The following is a 25,886-nucleotide window of genomic DNA, read 5'->3' as shown; positions in this document are numbered from 1 at the left end:
GCGCCGCCCGGTCACGCTTGCGCGACCGGACCGTCGAGGGGAGCCAACCGGGGGGCGGGCGCGAGTGCTGCGGAGGTGCCGCGTCTCCGGCGCCGGCCGAGCCGCCGGGCGAGGCCGGGCAGATCCACGGAACCCACGCCGGACGCGGCAGGGCCGAAGACCTGCCGGTCGAGGGCGGCGAGGTCGCGCGCTAGATCCGGCTCCGCCTGCCAGAGCGCGGCAAGATCCGGCTGCGCCTGCGCGGCACGGCCGAGCACTGTCCGGAACGCCGACGCGTCGCCTGAGGCCGCCGCCAGCCGCAGGGCACGAGCCTGACCGCGGTCGAGCTGCAGCCAGCCCGGGCCGGTGCGGAAGCCGATCAAGGCCAGCCCGAGACCGAAGGCGGCGAGCGCCGCCGCGGCCAGCGCCGACCACGCGGCGGGGCCCGCTTCCTTGAGATCCTCCGCCCGGTCGGCGAGACCGCCGCCGATCTGGCGGGCGGGAATCTCGGTCTCGCGCAGGGTGCGCGTGAGCGTGTCGAACCAGGGGATCTTGATTGCGTCGAGCGGGATCACCTCGGCCACGCCCTTCTTGATGTCCCACTGGTAGGTCGCTCGCGCCACCGGGCCGGAGGGCGTGATGATCGTCTCGCGCTTCACCGGGCCAGCGAAGGTGATGATGCCGCGGGTGCGCATGACGGGGCGCGGCGGCAGCCCCTCGGCGAGCATGCCTTGCGCCTCCAGCGTCACGATCCGGCGCGCGGTCTCGCCCTGGTTCAGCGTCTCGGGATCGGGGTCCCAGGAATCGGTGATCGCCACGTCCCGCGCCGGCAGCCACCACGGTTCCGCCGTGTCGGGGCCGCCGCTCGCGCCGGTCCAGGCTGCCACGGGGAAGGGGACGGGCTCGGAGCGCACGTCGATCTGCTTGCGCTCGCCGCCGTCATTGATCGTCAGGCGGTGGATGAACGGCTCAATGGTGAAGGTCCCCGTATGCTGGGGGAAGACCGCGATCGTGCGCTCGAATTCCAGCGCCATCTGCCCATCAGGCATGCGCGTGCGGCCCCAGTTGTCGCGGCCGAGCTGGGTCCAGGAGAAGTTGACCAGCGCCGGCTGGCGCACCTCCTCCAGCAGAATCTGCGTGCGATAGACCCCGCGCAGGCGCAGCAGCACCATCTCGCGGGCATAGGGCTGCGCGCCGCCGGGGAGATCGGGCGTCACGGTGAGGGTGAGGTCGCCGGGCTCGATGGCGTGGGCCGGGGCGGCGAAGGCTAGCAGCACGAGGAGGGCCGCTAGCGTTCCCCTCGTCCCTCTGCGGGCGAGGATGGCCCGCCTGAACGAGTCGAAAAACATTACCACGGGTTGCTGCCTCCCGGGATGGCGGTGCCGGCCTCGATGCGGCGGGCCTGCTCGGCCTTGAGGCGCAGCTTGAGGTAGCGGCCGGGCTCGTCCGGCAGGGTCTGGAGCCAGAGCCGGTCGGGGTGGATCTCGTGCGCCTCGAAGCTCTTCGTCACACGGCGCGCCTCGCGCTCGGGCGCGGCGGCGACCATGGCCGAGCCGGCGCCCTGGCGTCCGCGGCCGGCGGCGTCGCTTGCCGAGCCGCGGGCCTGCCCCTTGCCGGAATCGACCGCCTGCTGCTCAGCCTTGCCGCGGCGGGCCACCGGGCTCGTGCCCGGCAGCGAGGCGGAGGAGCCGCCCTCCTTGTTGCCGGCCAGACCCTCGCCGCTGGCGGTGGCGCGGATGTCGTCGTTCTGGTCCTGGTTGGCGGTGTTGTTGTAGCGGGCACCGTACTGCGCCGAGGCGTTGGCGATGCCGCCGCCCTTGCCGCGGTCGATCTCCTCTTCCAGGGCCTTGGCGATCAGCGAGCGGTTGGCCTGCGCGTCGGCGTCGCGCGGGTTATAGGTCAGCGCTTCGTCGTAGGCCTCGAGCGCGCCTTGCAGATCGCCGGAACGGGCGAGCGCGTTGCCGAGGTTGTAGGCGCCGCGCTTGCCCTGCGCCCGGAACAGCGGAATCGCCTCACCGTAGCGCCCGGCCTCGTAGAGGGCGGCGGCGCGCCATGCGGGGGTGTCGAACACGTGAAGGGCCGCGCCGGGCAGACCGGCCGCCATCAGGAAGCGGCCCAGCGTCGTGCGCGGCTCCGACACGAGCAGCAATCCGAGGAGGCCGCCGCCCGCGAGGGCAAGCCCCGCGATGCGCGCCAGCCGCCGCCAGTTACGCGGGAAGGCGACGGGCAGCATCCGCCGCAGCGGCGCCGACTGGGTGAAGGGGCGGGGCGAAAAGGACGCCAGCATCACGCGCTCCGTCGGAACAGGAGGAGGGCGGGCAGAAGCGCCAGCAGCAGCAGCCAGCGGCCGAGATCGGCGAAGGCGAGCACGCCGTAGCCGTTCGCGGCGAGGTGCTGGGCGGTCGAGGCGCCGACGCGGTCGAGCACCGCCTCGGAGGCATCGATGTCGGCGGCCCGGCCGCCGCCCGTGCCGGCGAGCCGGTCGAGGGCGGTTCGGTCGGGGCGCGGCGCGCCGGGTGGCAGCGCCTTGCCCGCGGGCACGAACAGGGCGTGGAGCTGCCAGCCCTTGTCCCGGATCGCGGCGGCCTCGCGCTCGGCGGCCTGCCCGATCCCGTCGCCATCGGAGATCAGCACGACGTCGGCGGCGACGACGTTGGCCTCGGCCAGCGTCCGGCGGGCCAGCGCCAGCCCGCGCTCCGGGTGGCTGCCCCGGTCGGGCACGGTGTCGGCATCGAGCGCGAACAGGGTGGTGGCGAGGCTCTCGCGGTCGTTGGTCGGCGAGAGCGCGGTGTAGGCGTCGCCCGCGTAGACGATCAGCGCCAGCGAGCGGGTGCCCGCGGCCTCCGCCACCGCTTCCGCGGCCTGCCGCGCCTCCTTGAAGCGCCCACCCTCGGTGACCGAGCGGGAGAGGTCGAGCACGATCACCGTGGCGTCGAGGTTGCGGAAGGTCGAGGCCTCCGGGCGCTCGACCGCCGGGCCGGTGAGCGCCAGCGCCAGGATGCCGGCGGCCAGAGCGGCGGCGATGTTAGCCTGCCGCCGGCCGCCCAGCACCGCGCCGCGGCGGGCGGCCAGCGCCATCAGGTGCGGATCGACCGCCTTGTTCCAGTCGCCGAGCGGCGCCGAGCGCCACGCCGCCCGCAAGGCGAGCAGAGCCACGACGGGAATCGCCAGGAACCAGAGCGGGCGCAGCAGGGTGAGGGATTCGATCATGCGATTCCCGCTCAGATCCGGCGCCGCGTCGCCAGGAGACCGCAGGCGCAGAGGAAGGCGAGCGCCGCCGGCCAGGGCCAGAGGTCGCGCCGCAGGGGCAGCGGCGGTGCCTTGGCACGCCCGCCCTCCAATTCGTCGATGGCGTTGGCGACATTCTCCAGGTCGTCAGTGGTCTTCACGCGGAACGCCCGGCCGCCGCTGGTCTCGGCCATGGCGCGCAGGGTCTCGACATCGACCACGTCCTGCTCGTTGTTGGGGTTGTCGGCCATGTCGATCGGCCCGAGCGCGATGGTGTAGACGCGCACGCCGAGATCCTTTGCCAATGCGGCCACGTCCTTGGGTGCGGTCTGGCCGGCATTGTTGGCCCCGTCCGAGAGCAGCACCACGACCTTGTCGCGGGAGGGGGGCGGCCCTGCGCCGTCGGCCGCCGCGACTTGAGCCGGGGCGAGGCGCTTGAGCGCGAGGCCAAGCCCGTCGCCGATGCCGGTGGAGCGCCCAACGAGGCCGATCGTCGCCTCCTCCAGGGTGCGGGCGACGGTGGCGGTGTCGAAGGTGGGGGCTGCGGCGACGTAGGCCTGATCGGCGAACTCGACGAGGCCGATGCGGTCGCCGGCCCGGCGGCGGATGAACTCGGCGCCGACGCGCTTCACCGCCGCGAGCCGGCTGACCGTTTCGCCGTCCAGCGAGAAGTCCTTGCGCTCCATGCTGCCCGAGAGGTCGAGGGCGAGCACGATCTCACGGGCCGAGGCCGGCAGCGCGGTCGCGGGCAGGACGAGGCGGGGACCGGCCAGCGCGACGACGAGAGCCGCCCACAACGTTCCGACGAGCCAGAGACGGCGCCGGCCGCGGGCGGCGATGCTCTCAGCGTGCTCGGCGCCCCCGACGAGGGAGGGGGGAACGCGCAAGGCGCCGCTGCCGCCCTGGCGCTCCGGCGGGATCAGCCGGGCGGCGAGCGGCAGGGGCAGGAGCAGCAGGGCGAGCGGCGCCGCGAAGTCGAAGGCGGAGGCGAGGGCTGTGATCCAGGTGGGCATTCGGATCAGGCCCGGATCTGTGAGAGCAGGCGGCCGAGGCCGGCATCGATGGCGGCGGGATCGATGGTCTTCGGGCGCCGGTAGAGATCGTCGGCGAAGACGCGGCCCGGCCCGGAGCGGAAGAAGTCCGTGGCGAAGGTGGTGTCGAGCGTCGCGGCCCAGGCCGTGCCACTTGTGCCGGCCGCCGCCTCGCCCTTCAGCGTGCGCACCACGCGCCGCAGCAAACGGGCCTGCGCGACGCGCCGGGCCTCCGGCTCGAGGTTTTGGGCCAACGCCAACTCGCGCAGAGCCGCCCGGCGGACCGACGCGCCGCGCCGCGCCCGGACGAGGCGGATCAGGCCGACGAGCAGCGCGAGGCTGAAGCCGAGGACCAGGGCGGCCACCATCTCCGGCTGCACCGCGCTGTTGCCGCCGGTGGGGAGATGGAGCCCGCGCAGGGTCGAGAGGTCGGGAGCGGGGGTGGTCATTCCTGTACCCTCCGCCGCGCATCTCCTCGCCCCGCGTGCGGGGAGAGGGCTCTTCCGACCTTGTCGTCGGCAGAGCGAGCCAGCAGGCGAGGGGGCGCCACCGAAAGAGTCTCTTCCTGAACCGCCCCTGCTCCCCGGATGCGGAGAGCGGGGGATTCACTCCCGATCTCACAACACCGCATCGAGCCGCTCCATCAGCGGGGCGTAGCTCTCCGGCCCGGCCTCGACGTCGATGCGCAGGCCCTCGACGCCGCAGGCATGGAGGCGGGCGAGGCGCGGGTCGATCGCGTCGGCGGGCTGGGCCCTGCGGTCGGCCTGGACGGTACCGCGCTGTCCGCCCGGCAGGGCGTAGGGATAGAGGCCGGCCGGGCGCGCTCGCTCGAAGGCGTCGCTCACCAGCAGCAACCGAATCGAGAGCCGCTCAGCGAGCGCCGTGATCAGGCTCTCGAAATCCGGCCCCGGCGCGTCCAGCGCGCTCGCCACGACGAGGTGTCCGCCCGAGGGCAGGAGCGAGCGGGCGAGGGCCAGCGTATCGGTGAGCGGCGGGTCGTCCACCGCCGGGCCGGCGAGGGCTTCGGCGTGGGCATGGGCCAGCGCGCCGGTGACGGCGGTCATCGCCCGCTCGCCGCCGGCCGGGCGGATCACCGCGGGCTCGCCCGCGCCCGCTGCGATCAGGCCGATGCGCCCGCCATCGCCGACGATGCGCCAGCCGAGCAGCGTCAGCGCCTCCGCCGCTGCCACCGAACGCAGCGCCCGGCGGGTGCCAAACAGCATCGAGGGCCGGAAATCGGCGAGCAGCACCACGGCGCGGTCGCGCTCGTCGTGATGGGTGCGCACGTGCACTTGGCCGGTGCGGGCGGTGGCGTTGCGGTCGATGAAGCGGCGGTCGTCGCCCTCGGACCAGGGCCGCACGTCGTCCGGCTCCGAGCCGCGCCCGCGCTTTCGCGTGACGATGCCGCCGGGCAACCCGGCGATGGTGCGGGTCGCGGGCGAGACGCCGCGCCGCGCGAGATGGCGCAGGCTCATCAGCCCGGCCCCGGACAGGTGGATGCCGGGGGCGTCGGTCGGGTCACTTGCGGGGGCCGCCGTCGCGGTCATGACGGCTACAGCGCCCGCGTCCGCTCGACCAGCCCGCCGATGATGCCCCGCGTGGTGCGCCCCTCGGCCGCCGCGCGCCAGGTCAGGCCGATGCGGTGCGCGAGGGCGTCTGCGGCCAACTCCGAAATGTCTTCGGGCACGACGTGGTCGCGACCATGCAGGTAGGCGCGGGCCTTGCCGGCGACCATCAGCGCCAGCGTCCCGCGGGGCGAGGCCGGGTGCTCGATCGCCGCGCGCAGCTCCGGCGCGACGCTGTCGCCGCGGGTGCCGGCCACGAGCCGCACGAGATAGTCCTTGAGGGCCGGCGAGACGTAGGTGGCGAGCGCGGCCTCGCGGGCGGCGATCACCTCGGCGACCGAGAGCTTCACCGGCATCGCTTCGGCGTGGTGGTTCAATTCGCCCTCGACGAGATCGAGGATGCGGCGCTCGGAGGCCTCGTCCGGCATCTCGACGACGACGTGGAGCAGGAAGCGGTCGAGCTGCGCCTCGGGCAGCGGGAAGGTGCCGGCATGCTCGATCGGGTTCTGCGTCGCGACCACCATGAACGGGTCAGGCAGGCGGTGGGTGTGGCCCGACACCGTGATCTGTCCCTCGGCCATGGATTCCAGCAGCGCCGACTGCACTTTGGGCGGCGCGCGGTTCACCTCGTCCACGAGGATCAGCGAGTGGAACAGCGGTCCCGGCAGGAACTCGAAGGTGCCCGCATCCTGGCGCCAGACGGTGGTGCCGGTGAGGTCGGCGGGCATCAGGTCGGGCGTGCACTGCACGCGGGCGAAGGAGCCGTCGAGCCCGTCCGACAGACGCTTGACCGCGCGGGTCTTGGCGAGCCCCGGCGCGCCCTCGATCAGCAGGTGGCCGCCGGTCAGGAGCCCGATCAACAGGCGCTCAACCAGCTTGTCGGCGCCGATCAGCCCGTGGCTCAGCCCGTCGCGAAGCTGGAGGATGCGGTCGCGGACGGGCGCTGCCGCCGCGGGCCGGGCGAGTGCCTCGACGCTCATACGAGCGCCTCTGCCAGCGCCGTCGCCGGTCGAGCCTCGGCCCTCGTCGCAGGAGAAAGATCCTGCAGCATGCGCGTCTCCTCAGCGTGGGTTTTTCTTAAGGCTCCCACAATCCTGCCGGTGTGCCCGCTGCCCGGTCGCCGCGTCAATCCCGCGCCGTGCCCCTGGCCACGGGCAAATTGACCGCACGCGACCGGCTGCGCGCGGATCGCTGACGTTTCGTCACGCAACCGTCACGCTCGTGCGACAGCGGGGAAACCGCGCGACACCGAAAAGGTCCCCGAACGGTCCATGCCCGGCCCCTTTCCCTTCCCCACGCCCGAAGCCGTGAATTCCGGCATCAGCCTCGCGGTCGCCTTCGGCCTCGGCACCCTGATCGGGGTCGAGCGGCAGTACCGGCAGCGCAGTGCGGGCTTGCGCACCGCCGTGCTGGTGGCGCTGGGCGCCGCCGCCTTCGTCGATCTCGGCATGCGGCTGACCGGCGCGGAGGGGGCGACCCGTGTCGTCGCCTATGTCGTCTCCGGCATCGGCTTTCTCGGCGCGGGCGTCATCATGAAGGAGGGGATGAACGTGCGCGGCCTCAACACCGCCGCGACCCTCTGGTGCGCGGCGGCCGCGGGCGCCTTCTCCGGGGCCGACCTTCCGCTGGAAGCCTGCTTCGTCACCATCGCGGTCCTTGCCGGCAACACGCTGCTGCGCCCGCTGGTGAATCTCATCGACCGCATCCCCATCGACGAGAGCGCGACGGAGGCGACCTACGCGGTGCAGGTGACGGTACCGGCCGAGACCGCCGGCCTCGCCCGCGACCTGCTGGTCGAGCGCCTGGAGGCGGCGGATTACCCCGTCGGCACGACGGAGGTGGAGGAACGCGGCGAGACCACCGTCGACGTCATCGCCACGCTCACCGCCACGACGGTCCACGCCAAGGATCTCGACGCCGTGGTGGCCGATCTGGAAAAGCGGCCGGAGGTGCGCCACGCGACGTGGTCGGTGCAGACGGGGGATTGATCACGCCTTGCCGTGAAGCCTACGGCCTACACATCCATCGGTGCGAGTGTGGACGAACCACCATGAGCCACACCCAAAAACACGCCCTGATCGTCGGCGCCTCCCGCGGCCTCGGGCTCGGGCTGGCCGAGACCTTCCTGCGGCGCGGCTGGCAGGTCACCGCGACCCGGCGCGGGGCCGCGCCCGGTCTCGAACGGCTCGCGGCGGAGGGTGTGCGGGTCGAAACGGTCGATATCGACGACGATGCGTCGGTTGCCGCCCTGCACGAACGGACGCGGCGCGAACAATTCGATCTCGTCTTCGTGGTGGCCGGCGTGCTGATCGAGGCGGAGAAGCCGCTCAACGCGGTGGCGCGGGCGATCCACGCACAGGTCTACCTGATCAATGCGGTGAGCCCGATCCTGTTCGCGGACGCTTTTGCTGAGACCCTTGCACCGGGCGGCACGCTCGCCTTCATGTCCTCGGTGCTCGGCAGCGTCGGCCTCAACACCGAGGGCGGCTGGGAGAACTACCGGGCGAGCAAGGCGGCGCTCAACACCAACGCCCGCAGCTTCGCGGCGCGCCACGCCGACCGCGCGTTCGGCGTGCTGCTGCTGCATCCGGGCTGGGTCGCCACCGATATGGGCGGCGAGGGGGCCGACCTCGACGTGGCGACGAGCGCGGCCGGATTGGCGGACGTGATCGAGGCGAGAGCCGGCCGGACGGATCTCGCCTTTCTCGACCACCGGGGTGAGGCGCTGCCCTGGTAGGCCCGGGCATCGTCCCGAAAGCCGGCGGCCGGCTTTTTCAAAAAGTCGATGCCTTGGGCTTACCGGCGCTGATCGAGGGGCCGGCTGCGGCGCTCGACCACCACGGTCGGGCGGCTGCGGCGCTCGACGATCACCGCCCGCGGCGGGGCGCGGTTCGGGCTCGTCGGCGCGAGGATGCGTTGCTCCAACGGCCGGTGCGCCGGACGCGCCGCCGCGGCCTTGGCGGCGGCGACCACGTGGGGGCGCACCTCATCCGGGCCGAGGCCGATCAGCCCGCAGGCGATCTCCACCTGCTGCTCGACGTCGTCGGCCAGATCCTGGGCGGCGGCGACCGCCTCGTCGACCGTGGGCGGCTCGCGCCGCACCCGGATCGGAGGCAGATCCTGAAAGCTCTTCGGAGTTTTTTTCACGGCACGACTCGCGGTCTTCATGCACCGATCATAGGACGGTCCGTCCGGTTTGTGCACTGCACCTAAATCGGACGTGACGGACCGCCGGCCGCATGGCTTGCCGGGCGGACGCCCCGCTCGTCGAGCATGCAGGATGCGCGCCGATCCGCGCGGGCGCCAGCACATTCGTTGACGGCACCATCCGGCGAACAAGGCCCGCGCCGGTCAGAGTGTCGCGGTCGCGCTGCAAAAGGTTTGGCGAATCCACGGGCCTGCGGGGCACACGAAAATCGGGGCTGTGGCGACACGTCATCCCGAATCCCGCCCCGATCCTGCGCCACGCAGGCTCCACGATGCCAGACACTCGCGATCCCCGCCTCACCCCGGCCCGGCCCGACCTTGCCGATATCCGCCTGAAGGGCGTCGTTACAGCCGAGCGCTACGTCGCGGGCGAGCCGGCGCGGGTCGCCGTGCCCTCCACGCCCCTTCGCCGCGCGCCGCGCCTCGAGGCCGGGCTCGAGACCGAGGCGGTGATGGGCGACGCCGTGACGGTGTTCGAGATCCGGGATGGATTCGCCTGGGGCCAGATCGCCCGCGACGGCTATGTCGGCTACCTGCCGGAGACGGCGCTTGGGGCGATCGATCCGGCGCCGACCCATCGGGTCGCCGCTTTGCGCACCTTCGTCTACCCCGCGCCCGACCTGAAGCGTCCGCACATCGCCCATCTCAGCCTCGGCGCCGCCTTCGCGGCGGAGGCGCAGGAGGGCGAGTACTGGCGGCTCGCCGGCGGCGGCTATGTCTTTGCCGGCCATGCCGTGCCGCTCGGGACCGCCGAGCCCGATTTTCCGGCCACCGCCGAGCGGCTCGTCGCCACGCCCTATCTCTGGGGCGGGCGTACCAGTCTCGGCCTCGATTGCTCGGGCCTCGTCCAGCTCTGCCTGGAGACCGCGGGCTTGGCCTGCCCGCGCGATGCGGACCAGCAGGAACGGGCCCTCGGCAACGCCTTGCCGCCAGGGCTCGACGGCCTGCGGCGCGGCGACCTCGTGTTCTGGAAGGGCCATGTCGGGCTGATGCTCGACGCCGACCGGCTGATCCACGCCAACGGCCACCACATGGCGGTGGCAGTCGAGCCTTTGCGCGAGGCAGTCGAGCGCATCGCCGTCAAGAGTTTCGGCGCCGTCACCTCGATCCGCCGGCTCGATCCGATCGCGTGACGGCGTTCAGCCGGCGCGGACGCTCTCCGGCACCAATTCTATCAGCGCCTCGGCGAGGGCATCGACCTGCCCCTCGTCATGCGCTGCCGAGAAGGCGACCCGCAGACGGGCAGTGCCGGGGGCGACCGTCGGCGGACGGATCGCCACCACGAGGAAGCCGCGCGCCTCCAACGCCGTCGAGAGAGCAAGCGCTGCCTCCGCCGCGCCGATGAGCACCGGCACGATCGGGCTCATCGCCTCGGGCAGGCCGAGACCCGCGGTGAAGCGGCGCGCGAGCGCCAGCGGCCGGGCAGCGCGCTCCGGTTCCGTCTCGACGATGTCGAGGGCTTTGAGCGCCGCGGCGGCGGAGGCCGGCGGCAGGCCGGTGGTGTAGACGAGGCTGCGCGCCCGGCTGGTCAGCAGGTCGATCACGGGCTGCGAGGCGCAGAGATAGCCGCCATAGGAGCCCAGCGTCTTCGAGAGCGTGCCCATTTCGAGCGGCGCCCGCTGGCCGGGCTCGACCACGCCGAGACCGTGGGCATCGTCCACCAGCGTCCAGGCGTCGTATTCGCCGGCGAGCGCCAGGATCTCGGGGAGCGGCGCCCGATCGCCATCCATGCTGAACACCCGCTCGGTCAGGATCAGCGCCCGCCGCGCCGCGCCGCGATGCTCGGCGAGCAGCACGCGCAACTGCGCGACGTCGTTATGGGCAAAGCGCACGGTCTGCGCCCTCGACATCGCCGCTCCCGCAAACAGGCAGGAATGGCCGAGTTCGTCGATCAGGATCAGGTCGCCCGCGCCGACGAGGGCCGGGGCGATGCCGAGATTGGCGAGATAGCCCGAGCCGAAGACGAGGGCGGCCTCCTTGCCCTTGTGCCGAGCAAGCCGCTCCTCCAGCGCCGCGAGCGGGGGGAATTGCCGGTCACCAGCCGCGAGGCGCCCGCGCCGGCGCCGTAGCGCGCCAGCGCTTCGGTGGCCGCCGCGATCACCCGCGGATCGTGGGCGAGGCCGAGATAATCGTTGCAGGAGAACGAGACGAGGCTGCGGCCCCCCCGCTCGGCCGCCGCCTCGGGGCCGCGGGCGGTCACGGCCAGCCGGCGGCGCAGGGCGCTGGCTTCCAGGCCGGCGAGCTTTTCTCCGGCGAAGGCGTCGAGGCTGTTCGATGGGTTCGGCGACATGGCGCTTGAAGGCGACGGCGCTCAGGCGATGTCAAGACGATGGTGATGAGCGTGGCGAACCCGTTGCGGGGCGCCGCGTTGCCTAGGCTCTGCCGGAACCCCTGCCATGCTGCGCCGCCGCCTCGTCGTCCTTCTGCTGATCGCCTTTGCTGGTCCCCTCGTCAGCCCGCTGCCGGCCTCGGCCGGCCCGGCGCAGTCCTACCTGTTCGGCGAGACGCGCTTCCGCAACGCCTGCCGTCCGCCGCTGAAATACGCGGCCGGGGCCTGTGTGCGCCGCTGCCCGGCCGGCTTTGAGAGCTTCCGTGGCTATTGTCGGCAGCGCAACATGATGCGCTGATCGTCACCGAACTTGACTTGCATAGGCGGGCGCAAAGTGCGAGCCTTCCGGGGTTCGTTACAGACGATACGGGAGAGCCCAGGCTCATCGAAAGATGAATCATGGCGCCGACGGAGCAACCACCCCCGGAAACTCTCAGGCACAATCACCGTATCGTTGGACAATCTGGAGAGAGGCGCCGTCCGGCGTCCACCGAAGGAGAAACCTCGCTCGAATGCCGAGTGAGGGAAGCTCTCAGGTAAGCGCGACAGATGGGGGCAACTTGCCAGCCGGCCGGCGGGCAAGATCCGTCTGTCGTGGAGTGCCCGATGAGTCTGCAAGCTGCCGGTGCCGTGAGCCCCGCCGCCCCCGTTTCCGCTGATCCGCTGGCACAGACGCCGCTGCACGCGCTCCACCTGCGCCTCGGCGCCAAGATGGTGCCGTTCGCGGGCTACGCGATGCCGCTGCAATACCCCGCCGGGCTGCTCAAGGAGCATCTGCACACGCGGGCAGCGGCCGGCCTCTTCGACGTGTCGCATATGGGCCAGATCGCGCTGACGCCTCGCTCCGGCGATGGTGCGGAGGCGGCCCGCGCCCTTGAGGCGTTGATCCCCATCGATATCCTCGGGCTTCCCGAGGGCCGCCAGCGCTACGGCTTCCTGACGGACGAGGCCGGCGGCATCCTCGACGACCTCATGGTCGCGCGCCTGCCCGGTCGGCTCCACGTCGTCGTCAACGCCGCCAACAAGGCCGCCGGTTTCGCGCATCTCCGGGCGCATCTCCCGGACGATCTCGACATGGCGCTGGTGCCGGATGCGCTGATCGCGCTTCAGGGCCCGAAGGCGGCCGAGGTGCTGGCGCGGCTGGCACCCGAGACCGAGGCGATGCGCTTCATGGATGTGCGCGCCGTCGCGATCCTCGGCGCGCCCTGCCTCGTCAGCCGCTCCGGCTATACCGGTGAGGACGGCTTCGAGATTTCCGTGCCGGCCGCGCGCGCGGAGGCTGTGGCCGAAGCCTTGCTCGCGGAGGCCGAGGTGCTGCCGGTCGGCCTCGGTGCTCGCGATTCCCTGCGCCTCGAAGCCGGCCTGCCGCTCCACGGGGCGGACATCGATCCCGGCACCAACCCCGTCGAGGCCAGCCTTGCCTGGGCGATTTCCCCCGCCCGCCGCCGGGGCGGCGCCCGCGAAGGCGGGTTTCCGGGCGCCGAAAAAATCCTCTCCGCGATGGAGGCCGGGCCGTCGCGGCGGCGCGGCGGCCTGCGCCCCGAGGGCAGGGCGCCGGTGCGGGCGGAGGCCCCGCTCTTCGCCGCCGAGGCCGGCGGCGATCCGGTCGGCCGCGTCACCTCCGGCGGCTTCGGACCGAGCGTCGGGGCGCCTGTCGCCATGGGCTTCCTACCGGCCGCGCTGACCGCCCCGGCACCCGCGTCTTCGCCGAGGTCCGCGGCCAGCGGCTCCCCCTCGTCGTCTCCCCGCTTCCCTTCGTCCCGGCCGGCTTCAAGCGCGGCTGATCTCTCTCGTGTCAGGAGTTTTGACCATGCTGCGTTTCACCGACGAGCACGAATGGCTGCGCCTCGACGGCGACGTCGCCACGGTCGGCATCACCGCGCACGCCGCCGAACAGCTCGGCGACCTCGTCTTCGTCGAGCTGCCAAAGGTCGGCGCGAAGCTGACCAAGGGTGAGGCGGCCGCGGTCGTCGAGTCCGTCAAGGCGGCCTCCGACGTCTACGCGCCGCTCTCCGGCGAAGTCACCGAGGTCAACGAGGCGGCGGTCGCCGACCCGGCCTCGGTCGGCACCGACCCGCAGGGCGGCGGCTGGCTCTACCGGCTCAAGCTCGAGGATCCCTCCGCCATGGACGAGCTGATGGACGAGGCGGCCTACGCGGCGTTCGCGAAGTAGCGCGCCCGCTTTCCCTCTCCCCTCTGCGGGAGAGGGTGCCTGCGGAGCAGGCGGGTGAGGGGCCGGCTCAGGTCTCTCCGGAAAGGTCGCTCCCCTCTCGACCCCCTTCGGGGGCCACCCTCCCCGCAGAGGGGGAGGGATGTCACGGCATCCGCCTTCGAAAGGCCTCCCCATGAAATACGATCGCCACGATCCCTTCGATTTCGCAGCCCGCCGCCATATCGGCCCGAAGCTCTCCGAGATCGACCAGATGCTGGAGACGGTCGGCGCGAAGTCGCTGCACGCGCTGATCGACGAGACGCTGCCCCCGACATCCGGCAGGCCGAGTACATCGATTTCGGCGCCTCCCTGACCGAGCGCCGCTCGCTCGAGAAGCTGCGCGCCACCGCCAACAAGAACCGCCTGCTCGTCTCGCTGATCGGCCAGGGCTATCACGGCACGACGATGCCGCCGGCGATCCAGCGCAACATCTTCGAGAACCCGGCCTGGTACACCGCCTACTCGCCCTACCAGCCGGAGATCAGCCAGGGCCGGCTCGAGGCTCTGCTCAACTTCCAGACCCTGGTCTGCGATCTCACCGCGCTCGATGTGGCCAACGCCTCGCTGCTCGATGAGGCGACCGCGGCGGCCGAGGCCATGGGCATGGCCAAGCGCGTGGCGAAGTCGGACCGGAACGCCTTCTTCGTCGACAGGGACTGCCTGCCCCAGACCATCGCCGTGCTGAAGACCCGCGCGGCGCCGCTCGGCTGGGAGGTCGTCGTCGGCGATCCCTTTTCGGATTTGGACCCGTCCACGGTCTTCGGGGCGCTGTTCCAGTATCCCGGCGTGAACGGCGCGGTTCACGATTTCTCCGGCGTGATCGCCGCGCTTCATGAGGCCGGTGCGCTCGCCGCGGTCGCCGCCGACCCGCTGGCGCTGACGCTGCTGAAGGCGCCAGGCGAGATGGGCGCCGACATCGCGGTGGGCTCGATGCAGCGCTACGGCGTGCCGATGGGCTATGGCGGTCCGCACGCCGCCTATCTCGCGACCCGCGACGCGCACAAGCGGGCGCTGCCCGGCCGCATCGTCGGCGTCTCGGTCGATGCCCGCGGCAACCGCTCCTACCGCCTCGCGCTCCAGACCCGCGAGCAGCATATCCGCCGCGAGAAGGCGACCTCGAACATCTGCACCAGTCAGGTGCTGCTCGCGGTCATCGCCTCGATGTTCGCGGTCTATCATGGGCCGGCGGGCCTCAAGGCGATCGCCCGGCGCGTCCACCGTGACGCCGTGCGCCTCGCCGAGGGGCTGGAAGCCCTCGGCTTCACCGTCGAGCCCCGGCACTTCTTCGACACGATCACCGTGCGCGTCGGCGCGTTCCAGGGCGTGATCCTGAAGAGCGCGGTCGAGAACGGGGTGAACCTGCGCCGGATCGGCACGGACCGCATCGGCATTAGCGTCGATCAGCGCACCCGGCCCGACATCGTCCAGGCGGTGTGGCGCGCATTCGGGGGCGGCGATCTCCCCTACGATGAGGGCTATCCCGAGCCGCGCCTGCCGGCCGAGCTGGAGCGCACCTCGGACTACCTGACCCACCCGATCTTCCACATGAACCGGGCCGAGAGCGAGATGACGCGCTACATGCGCCGGCTCGCCGACCGCGACCTCGCGCTCGACCGGGCGATGATCCCGCTCGGCTCCTGCACGATGAAGCTCAACGCCACCGCCGAGATGCTGCCGGTCTCCTGGCCGGAATTCTCGGAGCTGCACCCGTTCGTGCCGGAGGACCAGGCGCTGGGCTATCGCGAGCTGATCGACGATCTCAGCCAAAAGCTCTGCGCCATCACCGGCTACGACGCGATCTCGATGCAGCCGAACTCGGGCGCGCAGGGCGAGTATGCGGGGCTGCTGGCCATCCGCCGCTATCACCTCTCGCGTGGCGAGGGGCACCGCACGGTCTGCCTGATCCCGTCCTCGGCCCACGGCACCAACCCGGCCTCGGCGCAGATGTGCGGCATGAGCGTCGTCGTGGTCGGGGCCGACGCCCACGGCAACATCGACGTCGAGGATTTTAGGAAGAAGGCCGAGCAGCATTCCGGAAAGCTCGCGGCCTGCATGATCACCTACCCGTCCACCCACGGCGTGTTCGAGGCGCGGGTGCGCGAACTCTGCGACATCGTCCACGCCCATGGCGGTCAGGTCTATCTCGACGGGGCCAACCTCAACGCGATGGTGGGGCTGGCGCGGCCCGGCGATATCGGCGCCGATGTCAGCCACCTCAACCTGCACAAGACCTTCTGCATCCCGCATGGCGGCGGCGGGCCAGGCATGGGGCCGATCGGCGTGAAGACGCACCTGATCCCGTTCCTGCCCTCCGATCCGCGTTCGGGCGAGGAGGGCGCGGTCTCGGCCGCCGCCTTCGGCTCGGCCTCGATCCTGCCGATCTCGTGGAGCTACTGCCTGATGATGGGCGGGCGCGGCCTGACCCAGGCGACACGGGTGGCGATCCTCAACGCCAACTACATCGCCCGGCGGCTCGATGGGGCCTATTCCATCCTCTATGCCGGCCGGAACGGACGGGTCGCGCATGAATGCATCGTCGATGTCCGCCCGTTCCAGAAGAGCGCGGGCGTCACCGTCGAGGACATCGCCAAGCGCCTGATCGATTGCGGCTTCCACCCGCCGACGATGAGCTGGCCGGTGGCCGGCACGCTGATGATCGAGCCGACCGAATCCGAGACCAAGGCCGAAATCGACCGCTTCTGCGACGCCATGCTGGCGATCCGCGAGGAAATCCGGGCGATCGAGGAGGGGCAGATGGACCGGGCCAACAACCCGCTCAAGAACGCGCCGCACACGGTTCAGGACCTAATCGGCGCCTGGGAGCGGCCCTACTCGCGGGAGGCCGCCTGCTTCCCGTCGGGCAGCTTGCGCATGGACAAGTACTGGCCGCCGGTGAACCGCGTCGACAACGCCTACGGCGACCGCAACCTCGTCTGCTCCTGCCCGCCGACGGAAGCCTATGGCGAGGCGGCGGAGTAGGGCCGCCGCATGCGACACCCTCCCCCCTTTGCGGGGAGGGTGCCTGCGGAGCAGGCGGGAGAGGGGAGCGACGCTTCCGAAGAGTGCGGAGTTAGCCCCTCACCCGACCCCTTCGGGGCCACCCTCTCCCGCAGGGGGGAGAGGGAAGGGCTGACGCGTTTGACTCCGTCAGCGCCACCCCTCAATCCGGCGCCCATGACCGCGCTCGAACACCACCACCTTTGGCGCCCCTACACCCAGATGAAGACCGCGGCGCCGCCGCTGGAGGCGATCGCGACGCGGGGTTCGCGCATCACGCTGAAAGGCGGGCGCGAACTCATCGACGGCATCGCCTCGTGGTGGACGGCGGTGCACGGCTACAATCACCCGCACATCGCCGCGGCGATGGCCGACCAGCTCATGCGCATGCCGCACGTGATGTTCGGCGGGCTCACCCACGCCCCAGCCGAGCGGCTGGGCGCGCGCCTCGCCGCGCTGCTGCCGGGCGATCTCAACCACGTCTTCTTCACCGATTCCGGCTCGGTCGCCGTCGAGGTCGCGCTGAAGATGGCGGTTCAGCTCTGGCTCAACCGCGGCGAGACCGGCCGTACCCGCGTGCTCGCCTTCCGTGGCGGCTATCACGGCGACACGATGGGCGCGATGTCGGCCTGCGACCCCGAGGAGGGGATGCACCGCCGCTTCGGCGCCTACCTTCCCACTCAGGTGTTTTGCGCGCTGCCGCGCACGGCCGAGGACGAGGCGGCCCTCGATGCGGCGCTGGCCCGCCACCGCCACGAACTGGCGGCAGTGATCGTCGAGCCGCTGGTGCAGGGAGCGGGCGGGATGCTGACCCATCCGCCGGAAGTGCTGGCCACCATCGCGCGGCTCGCGCGCCGCCACGGCCTGCCGCTCATCGCCGACGAGATTTTCACCGGGTTCGGCCGCACGGGGACGCTGTTCGCCTGCGAGCAGGCCGGCATCGTGCCCGACATCCTCTGCCTGTCGAAGGCGCTCACCGGCGGCACGATGGCGCTGGCCGCCACGGTCGCCACCACCGAGATCTTTTCCGCCTTCTGGTCGGACGAGGCATCGGCCGCGCTGATGCACGGGCCGACCTTCATGGCGAACCCGCTCGCCTGCGCGGCGGCGAATGCCAGCCTCGATTTGTTCGAGGCCGAGCCGCGCCTCGCGCAGGCCCAAGCCATCGCCGCACGCCTGCAAGAGGGGCTCGCCCCTCTGAGCCGGTTGCCCGGTGTGCGGGAGGTTCGGGTGCTCGGCGCCATCGGCGCGGTGCAATTCGCAGGCACGCCCGAGCTCGCGGATCTCAAGCGGCGTTTCGTCGAGCGCGGCGTCTGGGTGCGCCCGTTCGGCGACATCGTCTACCTCACCCCGGCGCTCACCATCGATGCGGGCGATCTCGACCGTCTGATCGCGGCAGTGACGGCGGTGACCGAGGCGGTGGCCTAAGGCCGGCAGGCCGCGATCGGCCCTACGGCGCGAAGCTTGCGAGCTTGGCCGCAGAGAACCACGGGACCCTGCAACCCGCAGCGGGGTTACCCGTTGGATGATCGCAGCGCAGCGGTTCCCGTCGCGGGAAACGGCCAAGCCTGTGAGCAGGCTCAGTCTGTGAGCGGGCCAGGTCTGTGGGCAGGCCGAGTCTGTCAACGACAAGTCTGCGAACACCTTGGGCCGCTGGAGCAAATCGGGGAGAGCGTAAGGTGGCGAGCCAGACCGAGACGACGAATCCGGAAGCCGACCGTCCCGTCATCCTCATCGTCGAGGACGAGGCCCTGACCATCATGGACCTCGGCGACGTGCTGGAGGGGGGCGGCTACGACACCGTGCAATGCGCCTCCGCCGAGCGCGCGCTGTCCATCCTTCAAGCGCGGCCCGACATCTGCGGCCTCGTGACCGACGTGCAGCTCTCGGGCCGGGTCGATGGCTTCGATCTGGCTGCTTCCGTCGCCCAGGCACGGCCGAACCTGCCGATCCTGATCGTGTCCGGCCGCGCCTCGCCCGATCCCGAGCGGATGCCGGAGGGCGCGCAGTTCATCGCCCGCCCCTGCGCGGGCGAGGATATCCTGGCTCGGCTCAAGGGATTGATGCCGCATTGCTGAGCGCGGCGCGCCACGCCGCGACGGTTTGCTCTAGGCCCTGTTCCAGGCCGTAGCGCGGGGAAAACCCAACCTCGTCCGTCAGGCGCCGGATGTCGGCCTCGATGCAGGCCGGCTCCGTCGGGCCGAGGGGGCGGGCGCCGAAATCGATCAGATCGGGGCGTCCGGTCAGCGCACCGATCGTCTCCAGAATTCTGCGCACCGGCACCGCTTCGCCCGAGCCGATATTGACGGGCCCCTCCACCCCCGAGTCGAGCAGGGCCGCGAAGGCCGCGCCGACATCGGCGACATGCAGGAAATCGCGCCGCTGCCGGCCCTCGCTGGTGGCGAGACGCTGACCCGTGAGCAGCGCCCGCGCCGCATCGCTGACCAGCCGGCCCGGCGTCTCGCCGGGACCGTAGAGGTAGAACAATCGCCCCCAGCCGAGGGAGAGTCCGGCGGTCGCCGCGTAGGCTTGCAGGATGCGGCGAAGACCGTCCTTGGCAGCCCCGTAGAGCGTCGCCGGGCGGCAGGGGGCCGCTTCCGCCAAATGACCCTCTCGGATCGCCGCTGCATCCCCTATCTCCGCGTGCGGGGAGAGGGTCGCGACGACAGGCTCGCCGAAGCCCTCTCCCCGCGTGCGGGGCGAGGGGGATTCCAATTCTGCACGCGGCAGGAGGTTGATCCCCGTCCAATCGTACTCGGCACACGTCCCGGCCACGACCGCGCGGGTGCCGCCCGCCTCGCGGAACGTCCGCACGAGGTCGAGGCTCGCGGCCGTCCAATCGAGGTTGTCCGGTGCCTGCCAGTAGCGGCCGGGTGTGGTGACCCAGGCGAGGTGGAGCAGGTGGCTCGCCGAGGCCGCCTGCACGGCAGCCCGGCGCTGCACCGGATCGAGCAGGTCGGCCGCGTGGAAGGCGTGGACCCCTTCCGGCGCGGTTCGGCCGATGGCGTGAACCTCGAAGCCGCGAGCGGCCAAAGCGGCGATCGCGTGGCGGCCAACGAAGCCGGCCCCGCCGGTGACGACAACCCGCTTCACCGCCCCGCCCAATCGGGGAAGGCGAGGTCACGCGGTGCGATGACGGTTACCGGCTCGAGCCACGCGAGCCCGAAGGCGGGATCGTCCCAGCGTACGCCGTCCGCGGCGGAGGCCACGAACGGTCGGTCGATCATGTAGAGAATCTCGGTGTCGTCGCTCAGGGTCTGGAAGCCGTGGGCGAGGCCCGCCGGGATGTAGAGGGCGTGGCGGTTCGTGGCCGAGAGCGTCACGGATGCCGTGCGGAGATAGGTCGGCGAATCGGGCCGCAGGTCGATCACCGCGTCGTGGATTGCGCCGCCGGTGCAGCGCACGAGCTTCGTCTCGGCGTGGGGCAACTTCGAAAAATGCATCCCGCGCACAGTGCCGCGGCGATGATTGAACGACACGCTCGACTGCGTGAAGCGCCCGACCAGCCCGCGCTCCGCGAATTCGCTCTCGCACTGGGTGCGGGCGAAGAAGCCGCGCTCGTCCGCGTGCGGCTCGGGCACGACGCGGAACAGGCCGGGCAGCGCGAGTTCCTCGAAGATCATGAGATGCGTGCGCCCGGCTGCGAAGGCATGGCCGCTCCCACCCTCGCTCTCATCCTGAGATGGCGGCGCGAAGCGGCCCCCTCGAAGGATCTTCCCGCCGGCCGCGCGATCCCTGGACGATCCTTCGAGGCCGCTGCGCGGCACCTCAGGATGAGGCTGGGAGGGGCGGGCCGCGACATCAGAACACCGTCAGTTCGGGGATCGCCACGGCGAAGCGTCCGCCCCATTCGCGGATCGCGGCCATCTCGCCGGCGATCTCGTCCTCGAGGTTCCAGGGCAGGATCAGCACCGTGTCGGGGCGCATTGCCAGGAGTTCGTCCGGCGAGACCACGGGGATGCGGCTGCCGGGCAGCCACGTGCCCTGCTTGTGCGGCGAGCGGTCGGCCACCGCGCGGACCAGCTCCGGCTTGATGCCGCAATAGTTGAGGAAGGTGTTGCCCTTGGCCGCCGCGCCGTAGGCGCAGACCGTGCGGCCCGCCGCCCGCTCCTCGATCAGGAAGCGGAGCGCCGCACATTTGATGTCGGCCACCGCCCGCCCGAACCCGGCATAGCCGGAGGGGTCGAACAGGTGCGCCCCCCATTCGCTGAGCACCACGCGCTCCAACTCCGGCGTCGGCGCGTGCGCGGCGGCCTCGTGGCAGGCGAAGACGCGCAGCGATCCGCCATGGGTCGGCCATTCCTCGACATCGAACACCCGCAAGCCGTGCTGGCGCAGGATGCCGATGACCACGCCGAGCGAGAGGTAGGAGAAGTGCTCGTGGTAGATCGTGTCGAACTGCCGTTGCTCGATCATCCGCAGGAGGTGCGGGAACTCGAAGGTCGCCACGCCCTCCGGCTTCAGGATCTCGGCAAAGCCCGCTGCGAAATCGTGGATGTCGGGCACGTGGGCGAGCACGTTGTTGGCCGCCGTCAGATCCGCCTTGTGGCCCGCCGCCGCGAGCCGCCGGGCGGTCTCGCGACCGAAAAAGGCGATCTCGGTGGGCACGCCGCGCTCGACGGCGACGCGAGCGACGTTGGCTGCCGGCTCGACGCCGAGCACCGGCACGCTCCGGGCGACGAAGTATTGCAGCAGGTAGCCGTCGTTGCTCGCGACCTCCACGACCTTGCTCTCGGCGCTCAAGCCGAAGCGCGCGATCATCGCGGCGACGTAGCTTTCGGCGTGGCGCAGCCAGCCGGCGGAGAAGCCGGAGAAGTAGGCGTAATCCGAAAAGATCGCCTCGGGGCTCTCGAAGGCTTCGAGTTGCACCAGCCAGCAGGCATCGCAGACATAGGCGTGGAGCGGGTGGAAGGTCTCGCCCCGGTGGCGCCGTTCCGGCGTGACGTAGGAATTGGCGAGCGGCGACAGGCCGAGATCGCAGAAGGTCCGGGTGAGGGCGGCGCCGCAGGCGCGGCAGGTCGGGGCGGTCACGCTTGGACTCCGGCTTTTGCTCCAGGCTGGCCCAGCGCCTCGTAGCGCGCGATCTCGGCCTCGGCCAGAGCGCGGGGATCGGCGCCGGAAGCGGCCGCGCGGTACCACGCGGCAGTCCAGTCGAGCGCCGTGTCGAGGGTCAGCCGCCGGTCCCAGCCGAGGCGGGCGCGGGCCTTGGAGGCATCGACCTTGAGATAGGTCGCCTCGTGCGGATGGGTCTTCTGCGAGAGGTGCCAGCCGGCTCCCCCGCCCCAGCCCTGCGCCAGCCGCTCCACGAGGTAAGAGACCGGCCGGCAATCCTCGTCCGCTGGCCCGAGATTCCAGCCCTCCGCGAAGGCGGCGCCGTCGGCGCCCGCGAGGCATTCGGCAAGCCTGAGGTAGCCGGCCAGCGGTTCCAGCACGTGCTGCCAGGGGCGGATCGCGTGCGGCGCCCGGATCTCGACCGAGTCCCCGGCCTCGAAGGCGCGCACGATATCGGGGATCAGCCGGTCGAGGGACCAATCGCCGCCGCCGATGACGTTGCCGGCCCGCGCGCTGGCGATCCGCGCGGGATGGCCGCCCGCGCCGAAGAACGAGGCGCGGTAGGCGCTCGTCACGAGTTCGGCGCAGCCCTTCGAGGCGCTGTAGGGATCGCGCCCGCCCATCGCCTCGGTCTCGCGATAGGCATAGGGCCATTCGCGGTTCTCGTAGGCCTTGTCGCTCGTCACGACGACGACGGCGCGTACGCTCGGGGCCGACCGCACCGCCTCGAGTAGGTGAACACTGCCCATGGTGTTGACCGCGAACGTCCCCACCGGATCGGTATAGGAGGGCCGCACCAGGGCCTGCGCCGCCATGTGGATCACGATCTCCGGCTCGGCAGCCGCCACGGCCGCGGCGAGCGCCGGCAGGTCGCGGATGTCGCCAATGCGCGAGGCCTCGGACGGGAATGCGATCGCCTCGAACAGGTTCGGCCGCGTCTCAGGGGCGAGGGCAAAGCCGGTGACGCGGGCGCCGAGGCGCGCGAGCCACAGGCTCAACCACGCGCCCTTGAAGCCGGTATGCCCGGTGAGCAGCACGCGCTTGCCCGCCCAGAAGGCAGGATCGGGGTTGAGCGCAGCCATCACCATACCTTCCAGGGCGCGTCGCCGCGGGCCCAGAGCTCTTCGAGGTGCTTCTTGTCGCGCAGGGTGTCCATCGCCTGCCAGAAGCCGTGATGATGATAGGCGTGGAGCTGGCCGTCGCGGGCAAGGCTCTCCAGCGGGCCGCTCTCCCACACGGTGGCGTCGCCCTCGATCCGGTCGAGCACTTTTGGCGAGAGCACGAAGAAGCCGCCATTGATGGTCGCGCCGTCGCCCGCCGGCTTCTCGCGGAAGCTGCGCACCGCGTCGCCCGCGAGGTCGAGCGCGCCGAAGCGGCCCGGCGGCACCACCGCCGTCAGCGTCGCGAGCCGGCCGTGCGCACGGTGGAAGGCTGCCAGCGCCGTGAGGTCGATATCGGCGACGCCGTCGCCGTAGGTCATGAAGAAATCGTCGTCGCCGAGATAGTCGCGCACCCGTTTGAGCCGCCCGCCGGTCATGGTGGCGTCGCCGGTTTCGATCAGCGAAACCTTCCAGTCCTCGGCCGCCGAGCGGTGAAACTGCACGTCGCCCCGTCCGAGATCGAGCGTCACGTCGCTCAAGTGCAAGCGGTAATTGAGGAAAAACTCCTTGATGACGTAGCCCTTGTAGCCGAGGCAGATCACGAACTCGGTCACGCCGTGGGCGGCGAAGATCTGCATGATGTGCCAGAGGATCGGCCGTCCGCCGATCTCCAGCATCGGCTTGGGGCGCACCACGGTCTCCTCCGAGAGCCGCGTGCCGAGCCCGCCCGCGAGGATCACGGCCTTCACAGGTCATCTCCGGGTCTGTGTGTCGTCGTCATCATCGCCACGCCTCTACCATGCGCTGCTGTGCTGCCGGAAACCGCTCGGCGTCGAGGGTGAAGGCGGGCGGGCGGATGCCGAACGGGTCCGGGTAGTACGGGTCACGGGCGAGCCGCGCGCCCCAGCGCTTGCGGAAGCGCGCCTGCTCGGCGGGATCGACGGTGGGGATGCGGTTGCGGCTCTCGTAATGGTGCAGGCTCGCCTCGGCGCAATAGACCGTGCGCAGGCCTCGCTCGCCGAGCCGCAGGCAGAGGTCGATGTCGTTGTAATTGATGGCGTATCCCTCGTCGAAGCCCTGAATGGCTTCGAAATCGGACCGCCGCACCATCACGCAGGCGCCGGTCACGGCGAGAGTGTTGCGGTTGGCCAGACTCGAGCCGTGATACCCGGCGTCGTCACCGGGGAAGCCACGGCGGACATGGTCCGGCAGGCCCTCGCCGAAGACCACGCCGGCATGCTGAAGGCTGCCATCCTCGAACAAGAGCTTGGGGCCGACCGCACCGACGCCGGGAATGGCGAGCTGCGCCAGCATCGCCTCGATCCAGTCCGGCGTGACGACGCTGATGTCGTCGTTGAGAAAGACCAGCACCTCGCCGCTCGCCGCCCTTGCGCCGAGATTCATCTTGGCGGCGACGTTGAAGACCGGCTTGTCCCAGGTGAGGGTGCGCGCCCCGAACCGCTCGACCGCCGCACGCGTCTGCGGGCGCAGGTCGCCGTTATCCACCGCCACGATCTCGATGTTGTCGTAAGTGCCGGTCTCGCGGATGCTGGCGAGGCAGGCGGCGAGCAGATCGATGTTGCGCCCGCCGATGAGGCTGTCGCGCCCGGCGGTCGGGATCACCAGGGAGACGAGTGGGCGGGCCGCGAGCACGCGCCGGAGGGCGAAATGCACGGGGCCGAGCGCGCGGACGGCATCGAGCCCGCCGGTGCGCCGGGCGCGTCCGGCCAACGCGCGGGCGGCGGCCCCCGGGTCGGACGCGGCGGCGCGACGATGGCAGAGCACCTGCGCGACGTGGCCGACGCGCTCGCTCCGCTCCGTCACGCGGAGCGCGAGGTCGTAGTCAGTCGCGCCTTCGCTCTCGCCTGGAAAGCCGCCGGCCGCCCGAACCAAGGCAGTGCGGTAGAGGGCAAGCCCGCCGATGTAGAAGCTGCTCTCGAGTGTCTCGGGCGACCAGTCCGGCTTGAAATAGGGATCGCAGCGCTCGCCCTCCGGCCCGATCCGATCCTCATCCGTGTAGAGCAGGTCGAGATCGGGCTCGCGGGCGAGCCGCCGGACGAGGGCGAGGAGCGCCTGCGGCGCAAGCCGGGCACCGGGCCCCATCGTGGCGAGATAGGAACCGCGCGCCTGCGCCAGCGCCGCATCGAGGGAGGCGGCTTTGCTTTTCGCGGGCGGCAGCAGACGAATGCGGCCGTCCTCCGCCGCTAGCGCCTCGAGCGCGGCCGATGGCGCGGCCGCGAGGCACAATTCCCAATCCGGGTAGACCTGCGCCCGCAGGCTCGCGACCGTCTCCCCGAGCTGGACCGGATCGTCGCCGCCCGCCACCAGCAGAGAGATCAGTGGGCGCTCCGACAGGGCCCCGAGCTGCGCCCGCATCGTCTCGATGGAGGGCAGAGCCTTGGCTTCCACTGCCTGAATCCAGGCGGCGTAGCTGGCGGGCGGACGGTGGGTCTGGGCGGCGCGGGTGAGGCGGCGCCAGATTTCGCCGGGCGGCACGCTGCGCAGGAGGCCGACGGCGCGTCGCAGCAGGCGCAGCGGCCGACGCTCCTGCGGCGGCAACCGTTCGATGATCTTTTCGGCGGACAGGAGAGCCGCCTCGATCCGGCCCGCCGCCTCGATCCGCACCGCATCGAGGCGGAAGCGCGGGCCTGCCTCGGCGGCTTCCAGGCGCAGCGCGCGTGTGCCGCGCGGCAGGCGGATCAGGTCGTCGGTGCCGTCTGCCCGAACCGTGAGCCGGTAGCGGCGCGGCTCGGCCTCGCCCCGCGCCTCGACCGCGAGCACCGGCCACACCGAATCCGGCCGGCAGCGGATGCGGATGCGCTGGCCCGACAGGGCCGACACCGCGTCCGCCGGGCCGAGCGCGAAGACGGGATCGGGGCCGGTCGCGCTCCAGGCGTCGTCCGCACAACGGCGCAGGTCGCGCAGGGGATAGAGGCCGAGCGCCTCACGGCGCTTCATGGAAACAGCCCGTCGTCTCGGTTCCGGTGGAAGCTCATGCGGCGCGGGAATCCACGAAATCGGCCGCGCCGTGAAGCGGTTTCTTGCAAAAGCGGTGTGTTGTCGGCCCTGTGTCGGCAAAGCGAAGGGTTTCTGTCATCGAAGTTTCATCGCCGGTCGGCAGATGCTTGCCCTGCGGGCCGCCCAGAGGGCACTCTTTCCGGGCAGCGTTCAGGAGCCCGCACGTCC

At 71.4% G+C, this 25,886-nt stretch carries 21 protein-coding genes, 3 pseudogenes and 1 riboswitch; of the genes and pseudogenes, 9 read left to right on the top strand and 15 right to left on the bottom strand.

From position 1 onward, the window contains the following. Positions 1-11: 11 nt before the first annotated feature. The 7 genes from MSPGM_RS03665 to MSPGM_RS03635 form a co-directional block, all read right to left on the bottom strand. Positions 12-1,328 (bottom strand): BatD family protein, encoded by a 1,317-nt coding sequence (locus MSPGM_RS03665; RefSeq protein WP_012752160.1) that lies wholly within the window; start codon positions 1,326-1,328, stop codon positions 12-14. After that, positions 1,328-2,266 carry a tetratricopeptide repeat protein gene (locus MSPGM_RS03660; protein ID WP_209687960.1) on the bottom strand — a complete coding sequence of 313 codons (939 nt, stop codon included), beginning with the start codon at positions 2,264-2,266 and terminating at the stop codon, positions 1,328-1,330. The genes MSPGM_RS03665 and MSPGM_RS03660 overlap by 1 nt, the downstream gene beginning before the upstream one ends. Further along, positions 2,266-3,189, bottom strand: a complete 924-nt coding sequence (locus MSPGM_RS03655) for a VWA domain-containing protein (protein ID WP_012752158.1) — start codon at positions 3,187-3,189, stop codon at positions 2,266-2,268. The genes MSPGM_RS03660 and MSPGM_RS03655 overlap by 1 nt, the downstream gene beginning before the upstream one ends. Before the next feature lie 11 nt (positions 3,190-3,200). Next, complete coding sequence (locus MSPGM_RS03650) at positions 3,201-4,220, bottom strand: VWA domain-containing protein (protein WP_003607321.1); 1,020 nt, start codon at positions 4,218-4,220, stop codon at positions 3,201-3,203. Between the two features lie 5 nt (positions 4,221-4,225). Further along, a complete protein-coding gene (locus MSPGM_RS03645; RefSeq protein ID WP_003607322.1) occupies positions 4,226-4,687 on the bottom strand; it encodes a DUF4381 domain-containing protein in 462 nt (153 codons plus the stop codon). Positions 4,688-4,855: 168 nt separating this feature from the next. Next, positions 4,856-5,785, bottom strand: coding sequence for a DUF58 domain-containing protein (locus MSPGM_RS03640; RefSeq protein ID WP_012752157.1), 930 nt, complete (start codon positions 5,783-5,785; stop codon positions 4,856-4,858). A 5-nt stretch (positions 5,786-5,790) separates the two neighbouring features. Then, positions 5,791-6,783, bottom strand: coding sequence for an AAA family ATPase (locus MSPGM_RS03635; protein WP_003605735.1), 993 nt, complete (start codon positions 6,781-6,783; stop codon positions 5,791-5,793). Positions 6,784-7,074: 291 nt separating this feature from the next. Between MSPGM_RS03635 and MSPGM_RS03630 the strand changes: the two genes are divergently transcribed. Both MSPGM_RS03630 and MSPGM_RS03625 read left to right on the top strand, forming a co-directional pair. Continuing rightward, positions 7,075-7,791 carry an MgtC/SapB family protein gene (locus MSPGM_RS03630; RefSeq protein WP_003605733.1) on the top strand — a complete coding sequence of 239 codons (717 nt, stop codon included), beginning with the start codon at positions 7,075-7,077 and terminating at the stop codon, positions 7,789-7,791. A gap of 62 nt (positions 7,792-7,853) precedes the next feature. After that, the gene (locus tag MSPGM_RS03625) at positions 7,854-8,540 is read left to right on the top strand and encodes an SDR family oxidoreductase (protein WP_261926171.1); all 687 of its coding nucleotides are present in this window, start codon (positions 7,854-7,856) and stop codon (positions 8,538-8,540) included. Positions 8,541-8,599: 59 nt separating this feature from the next. Here MSPGM_RS03625 and MSPGM_RS03620 read toward each other — a convergent pair whose 3' ends face one another. Then, positions 8,600-8,971 (bottom strand): hypothetical protein, encoded by a 372-nt coding sequence (locus tag MSPGM_RS03620; protein ID WP_041357427.1) that lies wholly within the window; start codon positions 8,969-8,971, stop codon positions 8,600-8,602. 311 nt (positions 8,972-9,282) lie between these two features. Here MSPGM_RS03620 and MSPGM_RS03615 point away from each other — a divergent pair, with 311 nt between their 5' ends. Beyond that, the gene (locus tag MSPGM_RS03615; protein ID WP_003605727.1) at positions 9,283-10,143 is read left to right on the top strand and encodes a C40 family peptidase; all 861 of its coding nucleotides are present in this window, start codon (positions 9,283-9,285) and stop codon (positions 10,141-10,143) included. Between the two features lie 6 nt (positions 10,144-10,149). Here MSPGM_RS03615 and MSPGM_RS03610 read toward each other — a convergent pair. Continuing rightward, a pseudogene (locus MSPGM_RS03610) lies at positions 10,150-11,300 on the bottom strand (aminotransferase class I/II-fold pyridoxal phosphate-dependent enzyme). Between the two features lie 106 nt (positions 11,301-11,406). Here MSPGM_RS03610 and MSPGM_RS03605 point away from each other — a divergent pair. The 6 genes and pseudogenes from MSPGM_RS03605 to MSPGM_RS03580 all read left to right on the top strand — a co-directional run bounded on the left by MSPGM_RS03605 (position 11,407) and on the right by MSPGM_RS03580 (position 18,626). Continuing rightward, positions 11,407-11,637 carry a hypothetical protein gene (locus MSPGM_RS03605; protein WP_003605724.1) on the top strand — a complete coding sequence of 77 codons (231 nt, stop codon included), beginning with the start codon at positions 11,407-11,409 and terminating at the stop codon, positions 11,635-11,637. A 59-nt stretch (positions 11,638-11,696) separates the two neighbouring features. Further along, positions 11,697-11,798: riboswitch (glycine riboswitch) on the top strand. Between the two features lie 147 nt (positions 11,799-11,945). Then, positions 11,946-13,123 (top strand): annotated as a pseudogene (gene gcvT / locus MSPGM_RS03600) (glycine cleavage system aminomethyltransferase GcvT). A 26-nt stretch (positions 13,124-13,149) separates the two neighbouring features. Beyond that, entirely contained in the window at positions 13,150-13,512 is a 363-nt protein-coding gene (gcvH, locus tag MSPGM_RS03595; protein ID WP_003603983.1) for a glycine cleavage system protein GcvH, read from the top strand. Between the two features lie 172 nt (positions 13,513-13,684). After that, a pseudogene (gcvP, locus tag MSPGM_RS03590) lies at positions 13,685-16,530 on the top strand (aminomethyl-transferring glycine dehydrogenase). Between the two features lie 195 nt (positions 16,531-16,725). Continuing rightward, entirely contained in the window at positions 16,726-17,976 is a 1,251-nt protein-coding gene (locus MSPGM_RS03585) for an adenosylmethionine--8-amino-7-oxononanoate transaminase (RefSeq protein ID WP_012752153.1), read from the top strand. A gap of 251 nt (positions 17,977-18,227) precedes the next feature. Continuing rightward, entirely contained in the window at positions 18,228-18,626 is a 399-nt protein-coding gene (locus MSPGM_RS03580; protein ID WP_003603986.1) for a response regulator, read from the top strand. Here MSPGM_RS03580 and MSPGM_RS03575 read toward each other — a convergent pair. The 6 genes from MSPGM_RS03575 to MSPGM_RS03550 form a co-directional block, all read right to left on the bottom strand. Next, positions 18,601-19,641, bottom strand: a complete 1,041-nt coding sequence (locus tag MSPGM_RS03575) for an NAD-dependent epimerase/dehydratase family protein (RefSeq protein WP_003603987.1) — start codon at positions 19,639-19,641, stop codon at positions 18,601-18,603. The genes MSPGM_RS03580 and MSPGM_RS03575 overlap by 26 nt on opposite strands. After that, entirely contained in the window at positions 19,638-20,171 is a 534-nt protein-coding gene (locus MSPGM_RS03570) for a dTDP-4-dehydrorhamnose 3,5-epimerase family protein (RefSeq protein WP_003603988.1), read from the bottom strand. The genes MSPGM_RS03575 and MSPGM_RS03570 overlap by 4 nt, the downstream gene beginning before the upstream one ends. Before the next feature lie 178 nt (positions 20,172-20,349). Next, on the bottom strand, positions 20,350-21,579 hold the full coding sequence (locus MSPGM_RS03565; protein WP_003603989.1) for a class I SAM-dependent methyltransferase: 1,230 nt from the start codon (positions 21,577-21,579) through the stop codon (positions 20,350-20,352). After that, positions 21,576-22,682 (bottom strand): CDP-glucose 4,6-dehydratase, encoded by a 1,107-nt coding sequence (gene rfbG / locus MSPGM_RS03560; RefSeq protein WP_003603990.1) that lies wholly within the window; start codon positions 22,680-22,682, stop codon positions 21,576-21,578. The genes MSPGM_RS03565 and rfbG overlap by 4 nt, the downstream gene beginning before the upstream one ends. Next, positions 22,682-23,449: a glucose-1-phosphate cytidylyltransferase gene (rfbF, locus tag MSPGM_RS03555; protein ID WP_003603991.1), complete on the bottom strand. Its 768-nt coding sequence runs from the start codon at positions 23,447-23,449 to the stop codon at positions 22,682-22,684. Before rfbF ends, rfbG begins: the two co-directional genes overlap by 1 nt. Positions 23,450-23,480: 31 nt before the next feature. Further along, positions 23,481-25,658 (bottom strand): glycosyltransferase, encoded by a 2,178-nt coding sequence (locus MSPGM_RS03550; RefSeq protein ID WP_261926170.1) that lies wholly within the window; start codon positions 25,656-25,658, stop codon positions 23,481-23,483. Positions 25,659-25,886 lie beyond the last annotated feature (228 nt).

This window comes from Methylorubrum sp. GM97 (assembly GCF_024347855.1).
GTDB lineage: Bacteria > Pseudomonadota > Alphaproteobacteria > Rhizobiales > Beijerinckiaceae > Methylobacterium > Methylobacterium extorquens.
The sequence above is the reverse complement of the archived record's forward strand: the minus strand, read 5'-3'. Positions and strand labels throughout refer to the sequence as shown.